This window comes from Corallococcus aberystwythensis, assembly GCF_003612165.1.
Taxonomy (GTDB): Bacteria; Myxococcota; Myxococcia; order Myxococcales; family Myxococcaceae; genus Corallococcus; species Corallococcus aberystwythensis.
In genome coordinates this window covers 16508-35165 of sequence record NZ_RAWK01000045.1, presented here as the reverse complement: position 1 = coordinate 35165, position 18658 = coordinate 16508, and the positions used below count along the sequence as shown (strand labels likewise).

12 protein-coding genes are annotated in these 18658 nt (G+C 70.8%); 4 read left to right on the top strand and 8 right to left on the bottom strand.

What is annotated here, in order from left to right:
• The 4 genes from rsmB to D7W81_RS09760 are packed head-to-tail and all read right to left on the bottom strand — an operon-like array spanning position 1 to position 3888.
• The gene (gene rsmB, locus D7W81_RS09775) at positions 1 to 1317 is read right to left on the bottom strand and encodes a 16S rRNA (cytosine(967)-C(5))-methyltransferase RsmB (RefSeq protein ID WP_120555070.1); all 1317 of its coding nucleotides are present in this window, start codon (positions 1315 to 1317) and stop codon (positions 1 to 3) included.
• Entirely contained in the window at positions 1314 to 2276 is a 963-nt protein-coding gene (locus tag D7W81_RS09770; protein ID WP_208721234.1) for a type II 3-dehydroquinate dehydratase, read from the bottom strand. The genes rsmB and D7W81_RS09770 overlap by 4 nt, the downstream gene beginning before the upstream one ends.
• 49 nt (positions 2277 to 2325) lie before the next feature.
• Positions 2326 to 3264, bottom strand: coding sequence for a methionyl-tRNA formyltransferase (gene fmt, locus D7W81_RS09765; RefSeq protein WP_120555069.1), 939 nt, complete (start codon positions 3262 to 3264; stop codon positions 2326 to 2328).
• Positions 3265 to 3297: 33 nt separating this feature from the next.
• Positions 3298 to 3888: a signal protein gene (locus D7W81_RS09760; protein ID WP_120555068.1), complete on the bottom strand. Its 591-nt coding sequence runs from the start codon at positions 3886 to 3888 to the stop codon at positions 3298 to 3300.
• Between the two features lie 103 nt (positions 3889 to 3991).
• On the opposite strand from D7W81_RS09760, the gene D7W81_RS09755 reads away from it, so the two are divergent.
• Positions 3992 to 5587 (top strand): HEAT repeat domain-containing protein, encoded by a 1596-nt coding sequence (locus D7W81_RS09755; protein WP_120555067.1) that lies wholly within the window; start codon positions 3992 to 3994, stop codon positions 5585 to 5587.
• A 142-nt stretch (positions 5588 to 5729) separates the two neighbouring features.
• Here D7W81_RS09755 and D7W81_RS09750 read toward each other — a convergent pair whose 3' ends face one another.
• A complete protein-coding gene (locus D7W81_RS09750; protein WP_120555066.1) occupies positions 5730 to 7937 on the bottom strand; it encodes an FUSC family protein in 2208 nt (735 codons plus the stop codon).
• A 102-nt stretch (positions 7938 to 8039) separates the two neighbouring features.
• A complete protein-coding gene (gene rpsD, locus D7W81_RS09745) occupies positions 8040 to 8672 on the bottom strand; it encodes a 30S ribosomal protein S4 (protein WP_120555065.1) in 633 nt (210 codons plus the stop codon).
• A gap of 348 nt (positions 8673 to 9020) precedes the next feature.
• Here rpsD and D7W81_RS09740 point away from each other — a divergent pair, with 348 nt between their 5' ends.
• The gene (locus tag D7W81_RS09740; RefSeq protein WP_120555064.1) at positions 9021 to 10814 is read left to right on the top strand and encodes a M4 family metallopeptidase; all 1794 of its coding nucleotides are present in this window, start codon (positions 9021 to 9023) and stop codon (positions 10812 to 10814) included.
• Between the two features lie 61 nt (positions 10815 to 10875).
• Here D7W81_RS09740 and D7W81_RS09735 read toward each other — a convergent pair whose 3' ends face one another.
• Both D7W81_RS09735 and D7W81_RS09730 read right to left on the bottom strand, forming a co-directional pair.
• Positions 10876 to 13230 (bottom strand): arylsulfatase, encoded by a 2355-nt coding sequence (locus D7W81_RS09735; protein WP_120555079.1) that lies wholly within the window; start codon positions 13228 to 13230, stop codon positions 10876 to 10878.
• A 96-nt stretch (positions 13231 to 13326) separates the two neighbouring features.
• Positions 13327 to 14361, bottom strand: coding sequence for an aldo/keto reductase (locus D7W81_RS09730; protein WP_120555063.1), 1035 nt, complete (start codon positions 14359 to 14361; stop codon positions 13327 to 13329).
• 164 nt (positions 14362 to 14525) lie between these two features.
• On the opposite strand from D7W81_RS09730, the gene D7W81_RS09725 reads away from it, so the two are divergent.
• Together D7W81_RS09725 and D7W81_RS09720 are read left to right on the top strand one after the other, a co-directional pair.
• The gene (locus D7W81_RS09725; protein WP_120555062.1) at positions 14526 to 16307 is read left to right on the top strand and encodes an ABC transporter ATP-binding protein; all 1782 of its coding nucleotides are present in this window, start codon (positions 14526 to 14528) and stop codon (positions 16305 to 16307) included.
• Positions 16304 to 18118 (top strand): ABC transporter ATP-binding protein, encoded by a 1815-nt coding sequence (locus D7W81_RS09720; RefSeq protein ID WP_208721232.1) that lies wholly within the window; start codon positions 16304 to 16306, stop codon positions 18116 to 18118. The genes D7W81_RS09725 and D7W81_RS09720 overlap by 4 nt, the downstream gene beginning before the upstream one ends.
• Positions 18119 to 18658 lie beyond the last annotated feature (540 nt).

The following is an 18658-nucleotide window of genomic DNA, read 5'->3' as shown; positions in this document are numbered from 1 at the left end:
TCAGTAGAGCTTGCGCAGCCGGGCCGCGAAGAAGCCGTCGTAGCCCTCCGGCCCGGGCAGCGTGCGCAGCCAGGCCTGGGCCAGGGGCAGCTTGAGGCCGGGCAGCACGGGCGGCTCGGCCGTCCACTCCGGGTGGCTGCGCAGGAACATGTCCACCTGGTCCTGCCCCTCCTGCGGCTCCGGCGTGCAGACGGCATAGACGAGCAGGCCGCCCGGGGGCACCGCTTCCTGGCAGTTCTCCAGGATGCGCCGCTGGAGCGTCGCCAGCCGCGCCACGTCCTCTTCCTTGCGGCGATAGCGCAGCTCCGGGTGCCGGCGCAGCGTGCCCAGCCCGGAGCACGGCGCGTCCACCACCACCGCGTGGAACTCGCCCCAGCTTTCGGGGAACGGCTCGGCCGCGTCGTGCGCGTAGGCCTTCAGCCGGCCGGACAGCCCCAGCCGCTGGGCCTCCGCGTCAATCTTCCGCAGCTTGTTGGCGTGCAGGTCCACCGCGACGACGTCGTGCGTCTCCGCCTGATGGCAGGCCTTGCCGCCCGGCGCCGCGCACGCGTCCAGCACGCGCGCGGACTCCGGGATGGCGCCATAGACGCCCACCAGCTGCGCGGCCTCGTCCTGCACCTGCCACAGCCCCTCGGCGTAGCCGTACAGGTCCTCCACCCGGCCCACGGACGGCAGGATGATGCCCACGGGCGACGACTCCGTGGCACGCGCGTCCACGCCCACGTCCTTGAGCTGCGCGAGCAGCGCGTCGCGGGTGATCTTGGAGGTGTTGGCGCGCACGACGACGGCGGGCGGCAGGTTGTTGGCGACGAGCATCGCCTCGGCGCGCTCGCGGCCGAACTGGCGGATCCACCGCTCCACCAGCCAGCGCGGGTGGCTTTCGCGCACGGACAGGTACTCCACCGGGTCCGTCTGGGCCGGCAAGGGCGGCGAGGGAAGCTCCGACAGCTTGCGCAGGATGGCGTTGGTGAAGCCCGCCGCGCGCCCGAGTCCCACGTCCTTGAGGGCCTGGACGGTCTCCGCCACGGCCGCGCGCGCGGGCACGCGGGTGTGGAACAGCTGGTAGGCGCCCACGCGCAGGGCGGCCAGGACCTTGTCCTCCAGCGCGTCCAGCTTGCGGTCCGCGAAGCGGGTGATGGCGTAGTCCAGCGCCATCTGCCGGCGGGTGGCGCCGTAGGTCAATTCGGTGACGAGCGCCGCGTCGCGAGGGTCCTTGGGCGGGGACTCCGACAGCACCGTGTCCAGCACCACGTTGAGGTAGGCATCCGTGGCGCGCACGCGCGACAGGATGTTGATGGCGAGGATACGGGCGTTCATCCTTCTTCCAGCCGGGTCATCAGGTCCACCAGTTGCGTGTCCGTCAGCCGCGTCGCGGGCAGATGGGACAGGGTGAGGCTCTGGAGGCTGTCCTCCAGCAGCTCGCGGTGGCCGCTCTCCGCCGGCTCTCCGCGCTGGACCTGCTGATACTTCGCGCGGGCCCAGGTGGCCAGCTCCGCTTCACTGAGCCGTCCGGCCAGCCGGTCCGCGATCTTCTGGCGCACGAGCGCCCGCGTGAGCAGGTCCGACGCGGGCGTGGCCCCGGCCTTCGCCGCGCGGCCCAGCGTCTTGCCCGCCTTGCCCTCCCCCTTCACGACGGTGGGCACGGACTTGCGGCCCAGCGTCTTGAGCGGGCCCCCCGCCTCCGCCGTGCGCCGCAGCGAGCGCGCGGGCGTGGCCAGCGGCGTGAGCTCCGGCCCGTCGTCCTTCTTGAGCGGGTGCACGCGGGCCACCAGCTTGGGCTTCGGGCGTGAGCCCTCGTCCTCTTCCGCCGCGGCGCCCTTCTTGCGGCGGCCCAGCGTCTTCACCGGCCCGGGGATGGCGGGGTGGAAGATGCCGCTCGCGAAGGTCTCCAGCGCCTGGATGTACGGGTCGAAGCCGTGCAGCCCCAGCACCTGCATGGCGCAGGCTTCCGCGACCACGGACTCGCGCGCGGGCGGCTTGAGCAGCACCTCGATGGCGGGCAGCCCCACCGCCTCCAGCGCCTCCTTCAGCGCGTAGGACGCGAAGTACCCCGCCGGGTTGATGAGGATGCCCTCCACGTTCTTGCGCTCGGCGTGGAGCGTGTCGATGAGGACGCCTTCGTGATTGGACTGGACGATGGTCAGCTCCAGTCCCAGGTCCTTCGCCTTCGCGCGCAGGGCCGCGTCGAGGTCCGGCAGGCGGCCCCCCGCGACGTCCTCGCGCTCCCCCAGGAGGTTGAGGTTCGGCCCGTGCAACACCAGCAGCTTCATGCCCATCCGTGAGACTCCATCGCGCAAGGATTCCACATGGCGCTCGGGGGCGCGCTCACGACGTGAACGGCTGACTGCCCGGCTGCAATCTGTTTCCGGAGAGGAAGTCCGCGGCGCGCATCACCCGCTTGCCCTCTGGCTGGACCTCCAGGAAGACGACCGAGCCCTCGCCGCAAGCGACCTCGATGCCCTCCGGCCCTGCGGACAACACCGTGCCGGGCTCTCCCTTCCCCGCCGCCGGCTGCATCCGGTGCACCTTGAACACCTTGCCCCCCAAGAGCGTGTACGCGCCAGGCCACGGCGTGAAGGCGCGCAGGCGGCGGTCCAGCTCCACCGCGGGCTTCGTGAAGTCCAGCTTGCCGTTCTCCTTGTCGATGATGGGCGCCAGCACCATGCCCTCGGAGGGCTGGGGCCGGGGCGTCAGCTCCCCGCGCAGGTAGCGCGGCAGGGACTCACGCAGGATGTCGCCGCCCAGCGCGGACAGCTTCGCGTGCAGCGTGGCGCTCGTCTCATCCGGGGCGATGGGCAGCCGCTTCATGTCCAGCACGGGGCCCGTGTCCAGGCCCTCGTCCATCACCATCAGCGACACGCCCGTCTCACTGTCGCCGTGCGCGATGGCCCACTGGATGGGCGCGGCGCCCCGGAAGCGCGGCAGCAGCGAGGCGTGCACGTTCACGCAGCCCTTCACCGGAAGCGCCAGCAGGTCCTTGGGCAGGATCTTCCCGTACGCGGTCACCACGCAGACGTCGGGGGCGTACTGGCGCAGCTCCTCGGAGAAGGGCGGCGTGCGCAGCTTCTGCGGCTGGAGCACGGGGATGCCCTTCTGGAGCGCGCGCTCCTTCACGGGCGGCGCGGTGACGGCGTTGCCCCGGCCCTTGGGCTTGTCCGGCTGGGTGACGACGGCCACGACGTCGCCCACGTCGAAGCAGGCCTCCAGCGAGGCCACGGCGAACTCGGGCGTGCCCATGAAGACGATGCGGGGTCGGCTGCTCATGTGAGGAGAATCTCTTGAAGGAAGGGGATGGGGTCAGGCCACGGACTTGAACGTGGCGGGCGGCGCGGAGGGGTCCACCGCCTGGCGCTTGCGCGCGCGCAGCGCCTCCAGCGTGGACAGGGCCTCGCGCGATTCAGGGGTGGTGGCCACGTCCTTGAGGACGTCCAGGGCCTTCTCCAGCGCCAGGGCCTCGTCCGCCTCGCGCTGGCGGATGCGGTCCACCGCTTCGCTGAAGCGCGCGAAGAAGGCGCGCAGCTCGTCCTTGCGCCGCAGGGGGCGCAGGCGCGGATAGCGGCCCGCAGCGAGCGCGGCGACGTACAGGCTCATCACGTGGACGGGGCCCGCCACACGGTGCGTGAAGAGGAGCCCGAACAACCCGAGCGCGATGCCTAGCCCCACGGTGGCCACGCCGGTCAGCCACCAGAGCGTCTCCTCGCCCGACAGACCCCCTTCGGCCGCCATGCGGTGCACCTGATGGGCGAGCACGCCGAACAGCAGCATGCTCCCGGCGCCCATGCCGGCGAGCAGCAGGATGTATTTGAGCTGGAACTCCCGGTCGAGCAGGTACGTCCGGCGGATGATGGTCGGACGCGACGCGTTACGACTGTCTTCGGCAAGGGCCATGTCGTTGACCAGCGTACCTCAGGAGGTGGGGGAGGTTTGCGTCCTTCGTCAGGACAGGTCTACACCCGACGAAAGCCCAGACGTTCGGACGCAAAGGAGCCTCATGTCCCGCTCATTCGTCGCCCTGTCCCTGGCGGTGTCCTGCCTCGCCCTCGGAGGTTGCAAGAAGGAGGACCCCAAGACGCCGGAATACTGGCAGTCCAACCTGGAGGGGGCGAAGCGCCCCGACGACCGGGTGCGAGTGATTGAGTCCATGCGCACGTCGGGCAACGTCAGCGAGCAGTTCCTGCCCTTCCTGCACGCGCGGCTGTCCTCGGAGCGCCGGCCGGAGGTGAAGGCGGCCCTGGCCCGGGCGCTGGGGGATTTGCACCACCCGACGTCGCTGGAGCCGCTGACGGCCGCGCTGGACCCCGGCGCGTCGGACGCGTCCGAGCAGCAGGTGAACAAGGCGGTGGTGGGGGCGCTGGGGCGCATTGGAGATGCGCGCGCGGTGCCGTCGCTGGTGCCCCTCCTGCGCAGCAAGGACAACTACACGCGCATCGAGGCCATCCAGGTGCTGGGCGCGATGAAGGCGAAGCCCGCGGTGGAGCCGCTCATCCAGCTGGCGACGGACGAGGCCACCGAGCCGTTCCTCAACAAGAAGGCCATCGAGGCGCTGGGGCAGATTGGAGACCCTCGCGCGGTGCCGGCGCTGATGCGCACGCTGACGAAGGAGCGCCGGGGCGTGTCGTTCTACGTGGAGAGCAGCTTCGCGCTGTTCCAGCTGGGCGCGCCCGCGGCGGACGCGCTCCTGCCGGTGCTGGAGGGCAAGGACGCGGAGCTGCTCACGTGGGCGAAGGCTCAGGGCGTGAACCCGGCCAGCTACCCGATGAAGGCCGCGCAGGTGCTGGGCGACCTGCGGGAGAAGCGCGCGGTGCCGACGCTGGTGAAGCAGCTGTCGTTCACGCACTCGGATCCGCAGATTCAGGCGCTGGTGCGGATGCAGGCGGCGGATGCGCTCGGACGGATGCGCGCGCCGGAGGCGGTGAAGCCGCTGTCGGGGCTCGTGGCCGAGCCGGATCCGACGGTGCGTGATGCGTACGTGCGGGCGCTGACGCTGCTGGGCAGCCGGGATGCGATTCCCGCGCTGGAGAAGGCGGCGGGCAGCGGGGACTGGTACGCGCGGGAGATCGCGGTGAAGGGCATCGTGATGCTGGGGGATGCGCGGGAGCAGCCGGTGCTCGCGAAGCTGGCGGCGGCGGAGCCGGCGCGCACGGCGGCGGACTGCAAGGAGACGGGCGAGGACGGCTGCAACGACCCGGCGGCGCTGGGCAAGAAGCGCGCGGACCAGGTGCAGGGCTATGGCGCGGTGCTGGAGGCGGCGCAGGCGTGCACGGGTAACGCGGGCTGCTGGTCGCAGCGGCTGGCCAAGGCGGACGCGGTGCTGTTGCAGCGCGCGGCGCTGGAGCTGGGGCGGCTGGGGGCCGCGGACCAGGGCCCGACGCTGGCGGCCCGGCTGGCCGAGCGCGACACCGAGGCGCGCGCCACGGTCATCCAGGCGGTGGACTGGCTGGCGGACGCGCCCGGCGCGGCGAAGAAGCTGCGCGACGCGTCCCTGCCCGCGCTGAAGAAGCAGCTGGAGGACGAGAAGGGCAACTCCAACTTCGTGCGCGTGAACGAGGACCTGCGCCGGCTGATGGTCAAGCTGGAGCGGGCGTAGCGCGTCCCTGAAGCATCCAGCGCGGAGGGCACGCGCATGTGCCCCCGTGCAGGCCCCGGCTCACGCTGGAACAAGCGTGGCGCCGTCCTCCGAATCGCGCAGCGCGGAGGGCACGCGCATGTGCCTCCGTGGAGGCCTCGACTCACGCAGGAACCGGCGCAGCGCCGTCCTCTGACGCTCGCAGCGCGGGCGGCATGCGCTCCACCGCGTGGTGGAGCACGCCCAATTGGCGCACCAGCCGCGCCACCTGCGTGCGCGCCAGCGCGTCCGGGCCCTCGAATCCGGGCGCCTCGCGCTTGAGCGCTGACGGCACCCGGTGCGCCACCAGCGCCGCGGACAATTCCTCCAGCGCATCCGACGCGTAGCGCACCACCGGTCCCAGGTCCGCCCCCGGATGCCAGGAACGGCTCGCCGCCAGCGCCGTCACCGCCGCGGTGAAGCGCCGCGCGTAGGTGATCAACGCCATCCCTGGCTCCAGCTCCTTCGCCGGTCCCTTCCACTCACTGAGCAGCCGCTGAAAGGACGCCTCCGCGGACAGGAGCGCCAGGCCCACCTTGCGCCGGGCCTCGCGCAGCGCGGCCTCCGAGGGCACCGGCGTCCGCGCCACCTCCCGCAGGTAGTCCCGGTCCGCATTCAGCACACGGGCCACCTCCTCGGCGAAGCGCGCGTGCTCGGGACTGGGCCAGAGCAGCCGGATGCCCAGCAGCGCCAGCACGCCGCCCATCAGCGTGTTGAGGATGCGCACCCCCGCGAGCCGCCAGTCTCCCGTCTGCATCTCCGCGAGCAGCACCAGCGCCGGTGCCAGGAGCACCTGGTAGACCGTGAAGTTGAGCGGCCGCACGCTCACCGACACACAGACCAGCACCACGATGACCGCGAGCATCATCCAGTGCTCCGGCAGCACGTGTACCAGCCCCATGGCCAGCACGCTGCCCACGAACGTGCCCGCCACGCGCTGAAGCCCCTTCTCCGTCGTGAGCCCTGCGTACGGCTGCAACACGACAATCACCGTGATGGTCACCCAGTACCAGTGATTGAGCCCCAGCCCCTCCGCCAGCGCCGTCGCCACCATCGCGGTGAGCCCCAGCCGCAGCGCGTGCCGGAAGACCACGGACTCCGGCGTCAGGTGCTCGCGCAGCACCTTCCACCAGGACCGCCCGCGGCCCGGCTCCAGCCCGAAGGGCTTCGTGTCCCGCTCCGGCAGTGGCTTGCCGCTCTCCAACCGCGCCGCCACATCCAGCGCCACCGCGCTGTACTCCCGCAGCCGCCTCAGGAGCCCCGCGACGTGCGCGTATTGCGAACGCGCCTGCTCCGGAGGCGCCGGAGCCCCGCCGTCCGGCTGGAGCACCCGCATCACCCGCTCCGCGTCCCACGACGCAGGCACTGGCACCGTGCCCCGCGTCAGCGCGCCCACCACGCCCCGCAGGTCCACCGCCAGCGCGCCCAACGCGTGCTGCGCCTCGATGCGGGCGGCGCGGCACGCGCCCTCGCGCGGCGCCTCGTCCAGCGCCTCCGACATCGCCGTGAGCAGCAGGGACAGCGCGTCCGCGTCCTCCATCAGCACCAGCAGGTGCTCGCCCCGGCCGCTCTCCTCCTGCCGCCCCTGGCGCGTGGCGCCCAGCATGGCGCGCGCCGTCTCCATCGCTCGCCGGATGCGCGCGGCCCGCTGCACCGCGTCCCACGTCCCCACCCGCGAGGGCCCCTCCATGGGCCAGCCCGCCACCGCGTCCGCGCCGTCCGCCAGCTCCTCGTAGCAGGCCGCGACGGCGAGCCGCGCCGGGCGGTAGGGCCTGAGCGGCCACAGCACCAGCGCCAGGAACATGGACCACAGGCCGCCCGCCACGAAGAACGCCGCCTGCATCAGCGCGGCTTCTGGCCCGCGCGACGGCAGCGCCAGCGACACCACGAACAGGTTCGCCAGCAGCATGCCCACGATGCCCGGCGTGTCGCCGTAGCTGCGCGCGAAGCCGCACGCCGTCACCCAGAAGAACGTCAGCGCCACGTCCACCCAGAAGGGGCTGGGCAGCGCGACGACGAGCCCCACCATCGCGCCCAGCACCGTCATCGCCCCCATGGCCCGGGCGCGCGTGCGGTACGGCCCGCCCTTGTCCACCAGCGCGACGAAGAGCCCCGCCATGCCGGCCCAGGCCAGGGCCGGCATGCCCAGGAGCGCGGAGACGATGAGCGGAACCCCCAGCGCCAGCGCCGTGCGCAGCCCCGCCGCCAACGCGGGCCGCCCCGGCTGGAAGCGGAAGAGGCCCGCGACATGGCGGGGCAAGTGTCCCCGGGCCGCACGCCCGCGTGGCGCCACCCAGCCCTCCGCCACCGTCTCGCCTCCGTCCCCGCGCATCCCCGCTCCTCCCTCTCCGGGAGAAGATGGGGTGCGCGAGCGCCGCATTCCGCGCCTGCCCGCCCGCATGCACGGCGGGCGGGAGGAAGCGGGCGCGGACGGTCAGCTGCGCTGCGCGTAGTACTCGACGATGAACGGCTCGTTCACGTCCACGGGGATCTCCTCCCGCTCGGGCAGCCGCACGTAGCGCATGCCCTCCCCTTCCCCCAGGACCTGCACATACGCGGGCACCTGGCGGGACTTCATCCGGCCGAAGGCGTCCTGCACCGCCGCGAGCTTCAGGTGCGCCGGATGGAAGCGCACCTCGTTGCCCGGCTTGAGGCGGATGCTCGGGATGTCCGCGCGCTTGCCGTTCACCTGGAAGTAGCCGTGGCGCACGAACTGCCGCGCCTGGCGGATGCTCGTGGCCAGCCCCGCGCGCAGCACCAGCGCGTCCAGCCGGCTCTCCAGCAGCTGCATCAGCACCTTGCCCGTGTTGCCCGGCGACCGGCGCGCTTCCAGGAACGCGCTGCGGCACTGCTTCTCCAGCAGGCCGTAGTACAGCTTCAGCTTCTGCTTCTCCCGCAGCCGCTGCGCGAAGTCGCTCACCGACACGCGCGCCGTCGCCCCGTGCTGGCCCGGCGGATACGGCCGGCGCAGCACCGGGTCCTTGTCGGGGTCCTTCGCGCTGATGCGCGACAGCGGGATGCCCAACCGCCGACACAGCTTCCCTCGCGGTCCCAGTTCACGTGCCACGGTGTGCCCCTCCGGCCTTCCTGTTGGCTCGAGCCAAGTTGATTTTGATAATCACTATCAATTTCAATACCCACAAAGGGAGCGGGCGGTCAAGCTTCCAGCCACTGGGTGTGGGTGGACGGGCGGGCACAGGCAGGTTGAAAATGAACGGAAATACAACCCGGCACACCTGCCTACCTACCGGTCGGAATGTGTTTCCGGAACAGATGTGGGACGAACACTTCACCTGTGAATTCATGAGGATGGACCCACTCATGACCGTGTAAGCAGCCACCCACACGCAACATCCTGGCGGCTGACACGAGAATCAATTTGTCCGCTTCACCTTCCCCCCGAAAGCACGCCCCCATGGCCCTGCGCACCGACCTGTCGAAGCCCGTTGCCGCCACCCAGACCCGCACCGACACGAAGCCGGTGAACACCGTGAAGCCGCAGGGCCCGGTGGGCATGAGCTCGCAGTCCAGCTTCAGCGCGGGCGCGCCCTCCAAGGCGAAGGCCACGGTGGCGCTGAACGGCGTGGGGCAGAAGCTGACGCCGGGCCCGGTGGACCTCGCCAGCCCCCAGGCGCAGCAGGCCGTGCAGCAGACGGTGGCGTATGTGAACCAGAAGAACCCGCAGCTGACCGGCATCACGGGCGGCACGTCGTTCTCGCCGCGCACGGTGGAGCGGGACCAGCTGGGCATGACGCACGTGCGCATGGACCGCATGCACGAGGGCGTGAAGGTCGCCGGTGAGCAGATCATCGGCCACCTGGACGCGAAGGGTCAGTTCGACAGCCTGACGGGCGACGTGTCCAACATCCCCGCGGGCCTGGGCAAGGCGCCCACGAAGCTGAACGCGAAGGACGCGCTGGCGGTGGCGCAGAAGGACTTCAACGGCGACACGACGCGCGCGCCCACCGCGGAGAAGGTCATCGTGAAGGGCAAGGACGGCCAGTACCGCGCCGCCTACCACGTGACGCTCACGGACACGTCCGTGTCCACCGGCAAGGACCCGCGCTCGATGAACTACTTCATCGACGCGAACACTGGCGAGTCCCTCAAGCAGTACAACACCATCAGCCACCTGGACCGCACGACCAACGCGAAGCGCGCGGAGGGCACCCAGGGCAAGCCCGCGACGCCCACCACGCCGACGACGCCCACCACGCCGGGCAGCGCGGGCCGCGTGGCGGACGACCAGACGATGTACAGCGGCAAGGTCGACATCCAGACCACGAAGAACAAGGACGGCACGTTCTCGCTGGATGACAAGACGCGCGGCAAGGGCATCGTGACGTACGACGCGAAGAACAAGGCCGAGGCGTCCGGCACCACGGGCTTCACCGACAACAACGACGCCTGGGGCGAGAAGACCGACCCGTCGCGCGCCGCCACCGCGGTGGACGCGCACTACGGCGCGGAGATGACCTACGACTTCTACAAGGAAGTCCTCGGCCGCGACTCCATCGACGGCAAGGGGGAGAAGCTCGTCTCCTACGTGCACACCGACGTGAACCTGGTGAACGCGTTCTGGGACGGCGAGAAGATGCAGTACGGCGACGGCGACGGCCGTGACTCCGGCCCGCTCACCACGCTGGACATCGCGGGCCACGAAATCACCCACGGCCTCACCGAGCGCACCGCGGGCCTGGAGTACGAGGGCGAGTCCGGCGGCCTCAACGAGTCCTTCAGCGACATCATGGGCACCGGCGTGGAGTGGTTCGCCAGCCAGAAGAACCAGGCCGTGAAGTTCGACTGGGCGGTGGGCGAGGACGCGTGGACGCCCAAGAACGGCGACAACACGGACGCCCTCCGCTACATGAACGACCCGACGGCGGACGGCTACTCCATCGACAACTACAAGAACTACCCGAAGATGACGGAGGTCCACGGCTCCAGCGGCATCGCGAACAACGCCTTCTTCCTGCTCACCGAGGGCGGCAAGAACAAGACGTCCGGCATCGAGGTGAAGGACGGCATCGGCATGGAGAAGAGCCTCAAGGTCTTCGGCCGCGCGCTCACCACGTACATGACGCCGCAGACGAACTTCTCCCAGGCCCGCGCCGCCACCATCAAGGCCGCCACGGACCTGTACGGCAAGGACTCCGTCGAGGCGAAGAAGGTCGCCGAGGCCTGGACCGCCGTGGGCGTGACGAAGTAGTCCGCTGAAGTTCCAGGCCCGGGCGGGAGTCTTGACGGCTCCCGTCCGGGCCTTTTTCGTTTCACTGCTTCGCCATGGCCACCTTCTGTTCGGCCTTCGTGTCGCGGACCTGCTCCCCGGCGACGTCCACCGTCACCTGGTGGAGGGTCCCGGTGAACTCGAAGGGTGAGGAGTAGCGCTCGCTCACGGGCGAGTTCTCGTCCCGGCCGCAGGTGAGCCCCTCGCCCAGGCTGAGGATCACCGGCATGGTGACGCCGATGTCGCTCTGGGCCACCAGGTCCCCGTTGATGTAGAGCCGGCCGCGTCCGGGAGCGCCCCGCCCCAGGGCCGGCTCCGCCTTGCCGGTGGGTTCGAACTCGAACTTCAGCTCCGAGCGCCCCTCCGGCACGTCCACCGCCGACTCGATGTGGAACTCCTGCTCGCCGACGTAGTTGTAGACGTAGTGCAGCTTCCGGTCCTGGATGAAGAACGTGTATCCCCCGGTGAGGCCGCCGTGGCTGAGCAGCACGCCCTCCGTGCCGGCCGTCACCTCCGCGTCCGCGGTGAGGGTGTGGGGCCGGTTGAGCACGTGCACCGCGGCGTTCTCCGGTGCCGGAGACGTATGCGGCCGGTACACGTAGCGCGTGCGGTCCTTCGTGAGCTGCGGGCGCTCCAGGGCGAACACGGTGAGCGTGGGCGACGCGAGCGGGAACACCTGGTAGCGCCCGGCCTCCGCGTACCAGAGGGCGATCATCTCGATGAGCTTGCCCCGGTTCTCCTCCGCGACGTTCTTCGTCTCGGAGCAGTCCTCCGCCACGTGGTACAGCTCCCAGCCGTGCGCATCCAGCTCGCGCAGCCGGGCCTCGTCGAGCAGCGACTGGCCGAATGCCTCTCCGGCCTCGGCGAAGGACGGGCCGGGGAACGGGCACACCGCGCGCCAGCCGTCATGGTAGATGGCGCGCGAGCTGAACATCTCGAAGTACTGCGTGCGGTGGCGGCTCTCGACGTTCCCGTCGTTGAACGTGTGCCGGAAGCTGATGCCCTCCAGGGGTGACTGGGTGACGCCGCGGATCTCCGCCAGCGGCTCCAGGCCCAGGCAGTCCAGCACCGTGGGCACCATGTCGATGGCGTGCGCGTACTGCGTGCGCACCTCGCCCTTCGCCTGGATGCCCCGGGGCCAGTGGACGAGGAACGGGTCGGTGGTGCCGCCCCGGTACGTCTCGCGCTTCCAGCGGCGGAACGGCGTGTCCCCCGCCCAGGCCCAGCCCCACGGGTAGTGGTTGAAGTACTTCGGGCCACCCAGGTCCTCCAGCGCCGCCAGGTTCTGCTCCAGCGACTCCGGCGCGTTGTTGAAGAACTTCAGCTCGTTCACGGAGCCGTGCGGCCCGCCCTCGGCGCTGGCCCCGTTGTCGGACAGCACCATGATGAGCGTGTTGTCCAATTCGCCCGTGTCCTCCAGGAACTTGAGCAGCCGGCCGATGTGGTGGTCCGTGTGCTCCAGGAAGCCCGCGAACACCTCCATCATCCGCGCGTAGAGGTGCTTCTCCTCGGGGGGCAGAGAATCCCAGTCCTGCACGTCGGGGTCGTGCCGGGACAGCTGCGTGCCTTGGGGGACCACGCCCAGCTCCAGCTGCTTCGCGAAGACGCGCTGGCGGTAGGCGTCCCAGCCGTCGTCGAACTGGCCCGCGTAGCCGTCCGCCCACTCGCGGGGGACGTGGTGGGGCGCGTGCATGGCGCCGGTGGCGAAGTAGAGGAAGAAGGGCTTGTCGGGCGCGACCTGCTTGGTGTCCGCGATGCAGTCGATGGCCTTGTCCACCAGGTCCGGGGTGAGGTGGTAGCCCTCTTCTGGAGTGCCGGGCGGGCGGATGGCGTGGTTGTCGTGGATGAGGTCCGGGTAGTACTGGTGCGTGTCACCGCCCAGGAAGCCATAGAAGCGCTCGAAGCCGCGGCCCAGCGGCCAGCGCGAGTACGGCCCGGCGGCGCTCGTCTGCTCCGCGGGGGTCAGGTGCCACTTGCCAATGGCATACGTGTTGTAGCCGGCCTCCATCAGCATCTCGGAGAGGAAGCCGTTCTCGAAGGGGATGGTGCCGTTGTAGCCGGGGTAGCCCAGCGACGTTTCGGTGATGGTGGCCATCCCGTTGGAGTGGTGGTTGCGGCCGGTGAGGATGCACGAGCGCGTGGGCGAGCACAGCGCGGTGGTGTGCATGTTGTTGTAGAGCAGCCCGCCCTTCGCCAGCCGGTCCAGGTTCGGCGTGCGGATGGGCGAGCCGTAGCAGCCCAGGTGCCCGAAGCCCGTGTCATCCAGGATGATGAACAGGACGTTGGGCGCGCCCGGCTTCGAGCGCAGGGGGGAAGGCCACGCGGGAGACGACTGCTCCCAGGTGCGGCCGATGACGCCGGGGAAGGGACTGCCGGGCTTGTATTCTTTGAGGGACATGGGTGTGAGGTGCATCGCCCGGGAGGACAATGAACCTGCCCTCCGGACGGAGCCGGGCGCGCACAGGCCCCGGCCGCCTCCCCCTTCACGCCCCGCTCACGTCACGGGGAACGGGTTGCGCTCGTGGAACTGGCGCTGGTGGAAGTACGGGTACGGCCAGGGCACCGTGCTGGCGGCGTCCAGCGTGGCCACCTGCGCGGGCGTGAGGTTCCACCCGATGGCGCCCAGGTTCTGGCGCAGCTGCTCCTCCGTGCGCGCGCCGACGATGACGTTCGACACCGTGGGCCGCTGGAGCACCCAGTTGAGCGCCACCTGCGGCACCGTCTTGCCCGTCTCCTGGGCCACGGCGTCGAGCGCGTCCACGACCTTGAAGAGGTACTCCTCCGGCACCTGGGGGCCGCCGGCCGCGGTGGCGGGGTTGTTCAGGCGGCTCGTCTCCGGCTTCGGAGCGCCCCGGCGCAGCTTGCCCGTCAGCCGTCCCCAGCCCAGCGGGCTCCACACCACCGCGCCCACCTTCTGGTCCTGCGCGAGCGGCATCAGCTCCCACTCGTAGTCGCGGCCCACGAGCGAGTAGTACGCCTGGTGGGCCACGTAGCGCGCCAGGTTGTAGCGCTCCGACACGGCCAGCGACTTCATCAGGTGCCAGCCGGAGAAGTTGGAGCAGCCGATGTAGCGGATCTTCCCCGCGCGCACGAAGCCGTCCAGCGTGTTGAGGACCTCCTCCACCGGCGTCACCGCGTCGAAGGCGTGGAGCTGGAACAGGTCGATGTAGTCCGTCTTCAGCCGGCGCAGCGCGGCCTCCACGGCGCGCGTGAGGTGGAAGCGCGAGGAGCCCACGTCGTTGGGGCCCTCCCCCGCGCGGAAGGTGGCCTTGGTGGAGATGATGGCCTTGTCGCGCCGTCCCTCCAGCGCCTTGCCCAGGATCTCCTCCGCGAGCCCGGCGGAGTAGCCGTCCGCGGAGTCGAACATGTTCACGCCCGCGTCCAGCGCGATGTCCACGAGCCGCGTGGCCTCCTTCACGTCGCTGGACCCGAAGCCCTTGAAGAACTCACCCGAGCCGCCGAACGTGCCCGTGCCCAGACTGAGGACGGGGACCTTGAAACCAGAACCACCCAGCTGCCGGTATTCCATGACGTTCACCTCGTGACGAAGCGGGAGGAAAGGCGGCCCACGTAACGGGCCGTGGCGCGGCGCGCAACCGTCGTTTCGCGACATGCGTGGTGCTTGAAGCGGCGCGGTGGGGCGCCCATCATGCGCGCGCCTTCCCGGGCGGGAAGGCAGGGTCCAGGTCCCACGTGAGCACGTCCGCGCCACCCGCATCCGGCCGCCCCCCCATCCTGCGGGCGCTGGGCTATCTGCGCCGCTACCGCCTGGAGGCGTTGGGGGCACTGCTGTCGCTGCTGCTCGTCTCCGTGGCGAACCTGGGCGCGCCGCAGATGATCCGCATCGCCATTGACCAGGGGCTCGCCCGGGGTGAGCAGCGGCCCGTGTGGCTGGCGGTGGGAGGACTGGTCGCCATCGCGCTGGGGCGCGGCCTGTTCAACTTCCTCCAGGGCTACCTGGCGGAGCGCGCGTCGCAGGGCGTGGCGTTCGACCTGCGCGACGCGCTCTTCGCGCGCATCCAGCGGCTGTCCTTCAGCTACTACGACCAGGCGCAGACGGGGCAGCTGCTCACGCGGCTGACGAGCGACGTGGAGGCGGTGCGCACCTTCGTGGGCAGCGGCATCGTGCAGTTCGCCGCGGCGGCGGCGATGCTGGTGGGCTGCGCGGGGCTGCTGCTGTACCTGGATCCGGTGCTGGCGCTGGCGGCGTTCGCGCCGGTGGCGCCCATCGTGGTGGTGCTGCGCATCTTCATCCGGAAGATGCGGCCGCTGTTCGGCCAGCTCCAGGCGCTGCTGGGCTCACTCAACACCACGCTCCAGGAGGACCTGCGCGGGCTGCGCGTGGTGCGCGCCTTCTCCGCCGAGGCGCGGGAGCTGGAGCGCTATGGGAAGACGAACGCGGAGCTGAAGGAGAAGAACCTGCGGGTGGTGGACGCGCTGGCCAGCAACTTCCCCTTCGTCACCTTCTTCGCCAACCTGGGCATGCTGATGGTGATAGGCGTGGGCGGCTGGCGCATCTTCCACCAGCGGCTGACGCTGGGGGAGCTGGTGGCCTTCAACAGCTACCTGGCCTTCCTGCTGATGCCCCTGATGACGCTGGGCTTCATCGCGGCCAGCCTGTCGCGGGCGAGCGCGTCCGCGCAGCGCCTCTTCGAGCTGCTCGACACGGCGGTGGAGGTGACGGACCGCCCGGGCGCGGTGGCGCTGCCGCAGCTGCAGGGCCGCATCGAGCTGCGCGACGTGCGCTTCCGCTACGCGGGCAGCGAGAGGGAGATCCTGCGCGGAGTGAGCGTGACGCTGGAGCCCGGGCAGCTGGTGGCGGTGCTGGGCACCACCGGCTCCGGCAAGAGCACGCTCATCAACCTGCTGCCCCGCTTCTACGACGTCACCGGGGGCGCGGTGCTGCTGGACGGACAGGACGTGCGGGACGTGACGCTCGCGAGCCTGCGCTCGCAGATCGGCGTGGTGCTCCAGGACGCGCTGCTGTTCTCCGGCACGGTGCGGGAGAACATCGCCTACGGGCGCCCGGAGGCGACGCAGGCCCAGGTGGAGGCCGCGGCGGAGGCGGCCCAGGCGGCGGAGTTCATCCGCGAGCTGCCCCAGGGCTACGACACGGTGGTGGGCGAGCGCGGCGTGGGGCTCTCCGGCGGGCAGCGGCAGCGGCTGGCCATCGCGCGGGCGCTGCTCACCGACCCGCGCCTGCTCATCCTGGACGACAGCACGTCCGCGGTGGACGCGCGCACGGAGACCGCCATCCAGGGCGCGCTGGACGCGCTGATGCGGGACAAGCGCAGGACGGCCATCGTCATCGCCCAGCGCATCAGCACCGTGAGGGACGCGGACCTCATCCTGGTGCTGGACGAGGGGCGCATCGCCGCGAAGGGCCACCACGAGGAACTGAAGGCCACCAGCGAGCTGTACAACGACATCCTCGGGTCGCAGCTGCTGCCGCCGCGTCAGGAGGAGGTGGCATGAGGCGGCCCGGAAGCATCGAGGCGATGGCGGAGCTGGAGGCGGGCCGCGCGAAGCAGCGCGGGAAGGTGCTGCGCCGGCTGCTGGGCGAGCTGCGTCCGCACACGCGCATGCTCGCCGCGGCCATGGTCTTCATCCTGGTGGGCGCGGCGTCCCAGGCGCTGGGGCCGTACCTGATGAGCCGGGCCATCGACCACGACATCGGCGCGGGGGACGGCTGGGGGCTGCTCAAGACGCTGGGGCTGCTGTTCGTCGTCTACGCCGTGGGGCTGGTGTCGCAGCAGGCGCAGACGCGGCGGGTGGGCCACGCGGGGCAGCACGTGCTGGCGGACCTGCGCCAGCGCCTCTTCGCGCGGCTCCAGCAACTGCCGCTGTCATGGTTTGACCGCCGTCCGCTGGGCGACCTGATGAGCCGCCTGCTCAGCGACGTGGACACGCTCAACCAGCTCTTCGCGCAGGGGCTGACGCAGCTGCTGGGGTCGCTGCTGGGGCTGGTGGGCGTGCTCGTGGCGATGTTCGCGCTCAACGCGCGCCTGGCGCTGGCGTGCTTCTCGCTCATCCCCGCCATCGTGCTCACCACGTGGTTCTTCGCGTCGCGGGCGCGCAATGCCTACCGCAAGACGCGGCAGACGGTGGGCGACGTGACGGCGAACCTCCAGGAGGAGATTGGAGGCGTGCGGCAGGCGCAGGCGTTCAACCGCACGGAGAAGAACATCGAGCGCTTCCGCGGCCGCAACGCGGCCAACCGCGACGCGAACGTGGCGGCGGTGGGCATCACGTCCGCGTTCTCGCCGGCCATCGACCTGCTCTCCACGCTGTCCACGGCGCTCGTGATTGGCTACGGCGGCGCGTTGGCGCTGAGCGGGCAGCTCACGGTGGGCGGCGTGGCGGCGTTCCTCATCTACGTGCAGCAGTTCTTCCGGCCGGTGCAGCTGGCCGCGTCGGTGGCCGCGCTGATGCAGTCCGCGCTGGCGGGGGCGGAGCGCATCTTCGCCATCCTCGACGAGACGCCGGAGCCGCCGGACGCATCCGGGGCGGTGGAGCTGGGGCCGCTCCAGGGCCAGGTGGTGTTCGAGGGGGTGTCCTTCGGGTACGACGCGGCGCGGCCGGTGCTGCGCGACGTGTCCTTCCAGTTGGAGCCCGGCCAGACGCTGGCGCTGGTGGGGCGCACGGGCGCGGGCAAGACGACGGTGGCCAGCCTGGTGCCGCGCTTCTATGACGTGACGGGAGGCACGGTGCGCGTGGACGGACAGGACGTGCGCCAGGTGACGCGTGGAAGCCTGAGGCGGCAGATGGCCATGGTGCTCCAGGAGCCATTCCTCTTCAGCGGGAAGGTGGCGGACAACATCGCCTATGGGAAGGCGGACGCCACCCGCGAGGAGGTGGAGGCGGCGGCGAAGGCGGTGCACGCGCACGACTTCATCACCCGGCTGCCCCAGGGCTACGACACCGTGCTGGGCGAAGGTGGCGCTACGCTGAGCCAGGGACAACGGCAGCTGCTCGCGTTCGCGCGCGCGGTCATCGCGAATCCGCGGGTGCTCATCCTCGACGAGGCAACGGCGAACATCGACACACGCACGGAGGGGCTCATCCAGCTTGCGCTGGGGCAGCTGCTGTCGGGCCGCACGAGCATCGTCATCGCGCACCGGCTCAACACCATCCGCCACGCGGACCTCATCCTGGTGCTGGAGCACGGCACCGTGGCAGAGCGAGGCAACCACGAGGAGCTGCTCGCGAAGGGCGGGCTCTACGCGGAGCTGTACCACCAGCAATTCCGTGACACCCCGGAGACGACGGTCAAGGCACTGGGCTGAAGGAGCGCAGCGCGGCGCGTGGACGGCGACGCGCTGGCTGCAATCCCAGCGCCAGCCCCCGGACATCCGGCGCCCCCTGCCCGGCGCGGGCTTCCCAACTGGTCCGACTGTCGGACCAGTTCATCCCACGCGGCGCCGACAGGGGCCCCGGGTCGCGGTCTTCCAACTGGTCCGACTGTCGGACCAGTTCATACGGACCGCCGCCGACAGGGCGCCCCGGGTCGCGGTCTTCCAACTGGTCCGACTGTCGGACCAGTTCATACGGACCGCCGCCGACGGGGGGCCCCGGGTCGCGGTCTTCCAACTGGTCCTACTGTCGGACCAGTTCATCCCGAGCGGCGCCGACGGGGAGCCTCCTCAGCGCTCTCACCTTCTCAACTCGAGGGACGGGCTGCATGCCCGAGGCTCCTGAGGAGGCGCGTCCCGGCCTATGGACGCCGGTACGTGGACCCCATCCCTGTGCCGGACGGAAGCGTGCCGCCACGGCGTGGACGTCGCGCGCTGGACCGTCGCCTGGACTTTGATTCCCGCCGGGCCTGC

Coding starts and splice junctions, on each gene's coding strand:
- D7W81_RS09720 (WP_208721232.1), top strand. CDS start 16,304: ATGAGGCGGCCCGGAAGCATCGAGGCGATGGCGGAGCTGGAGGCGGGC.
- fmt (WP_120555069.1), bottom strand. CDS start 3,264: ATGAGCAGCCGACCCCGCATCGTCTTCATGGGCACGCCCGAGTTCGCC.
- D7W81_RS09730 (WP_120555063.1), bottom strand. CDS start 14,361: ATGGAATACCGGCAGCTGGGTGGTTCTGGTTTCAAGGTCCCCGTCCTC.
- D7W81_RS09760 (WP_120555068.1), bottom strand. CDS start 3,888: ATGGCCCTTGCCGAAGACAGTCGTAACGCGTCGCGTCCGACCATCATC.
- rsmB (WP_120555070.1), bottom strand. CDS start 1,317: ATGAACGCCCGTATCCTCGCCATCAACATCCTGTCGCGCGTGCGCGCC.
- D7W81_RS09755 (WP_120555067.1), top strand. CDS start 3,992: ATGTCCCGCTCATTCGTCGCCCTGTCCCTGGCGGTGTCCTGCCTCGCC.
- D7W81_RS09740 (WP_120555064.1), top strand. CDS start 9,021: ATGGCCCTGCGCACCGACCTGTCGAAGCCCGTTGCCGCCACCCAGACC.
- D7W81_RS09735 (WP_120555079.1), bottom strand. CDS start 13,230: ATGTCCCTCAAAGAATACAAGCCCGGCAGTCCCTTCCCCGGCGTCATC.
- D7W81_RS09770 (WP_208721234.1), bottom strand. CDS start 2,276: ATGGGCATGAAGCTGCTGGTGTTGCACGGGCCGAACCTCAACCTCCTG.
- D7W81_RS09750 (WP_120555066.1), bottom strand. CDS start 7,937: ATGCGCGGGGACGGAGGCGAGACGGTGGCGGAGGGCTGGGTGGCGCCA.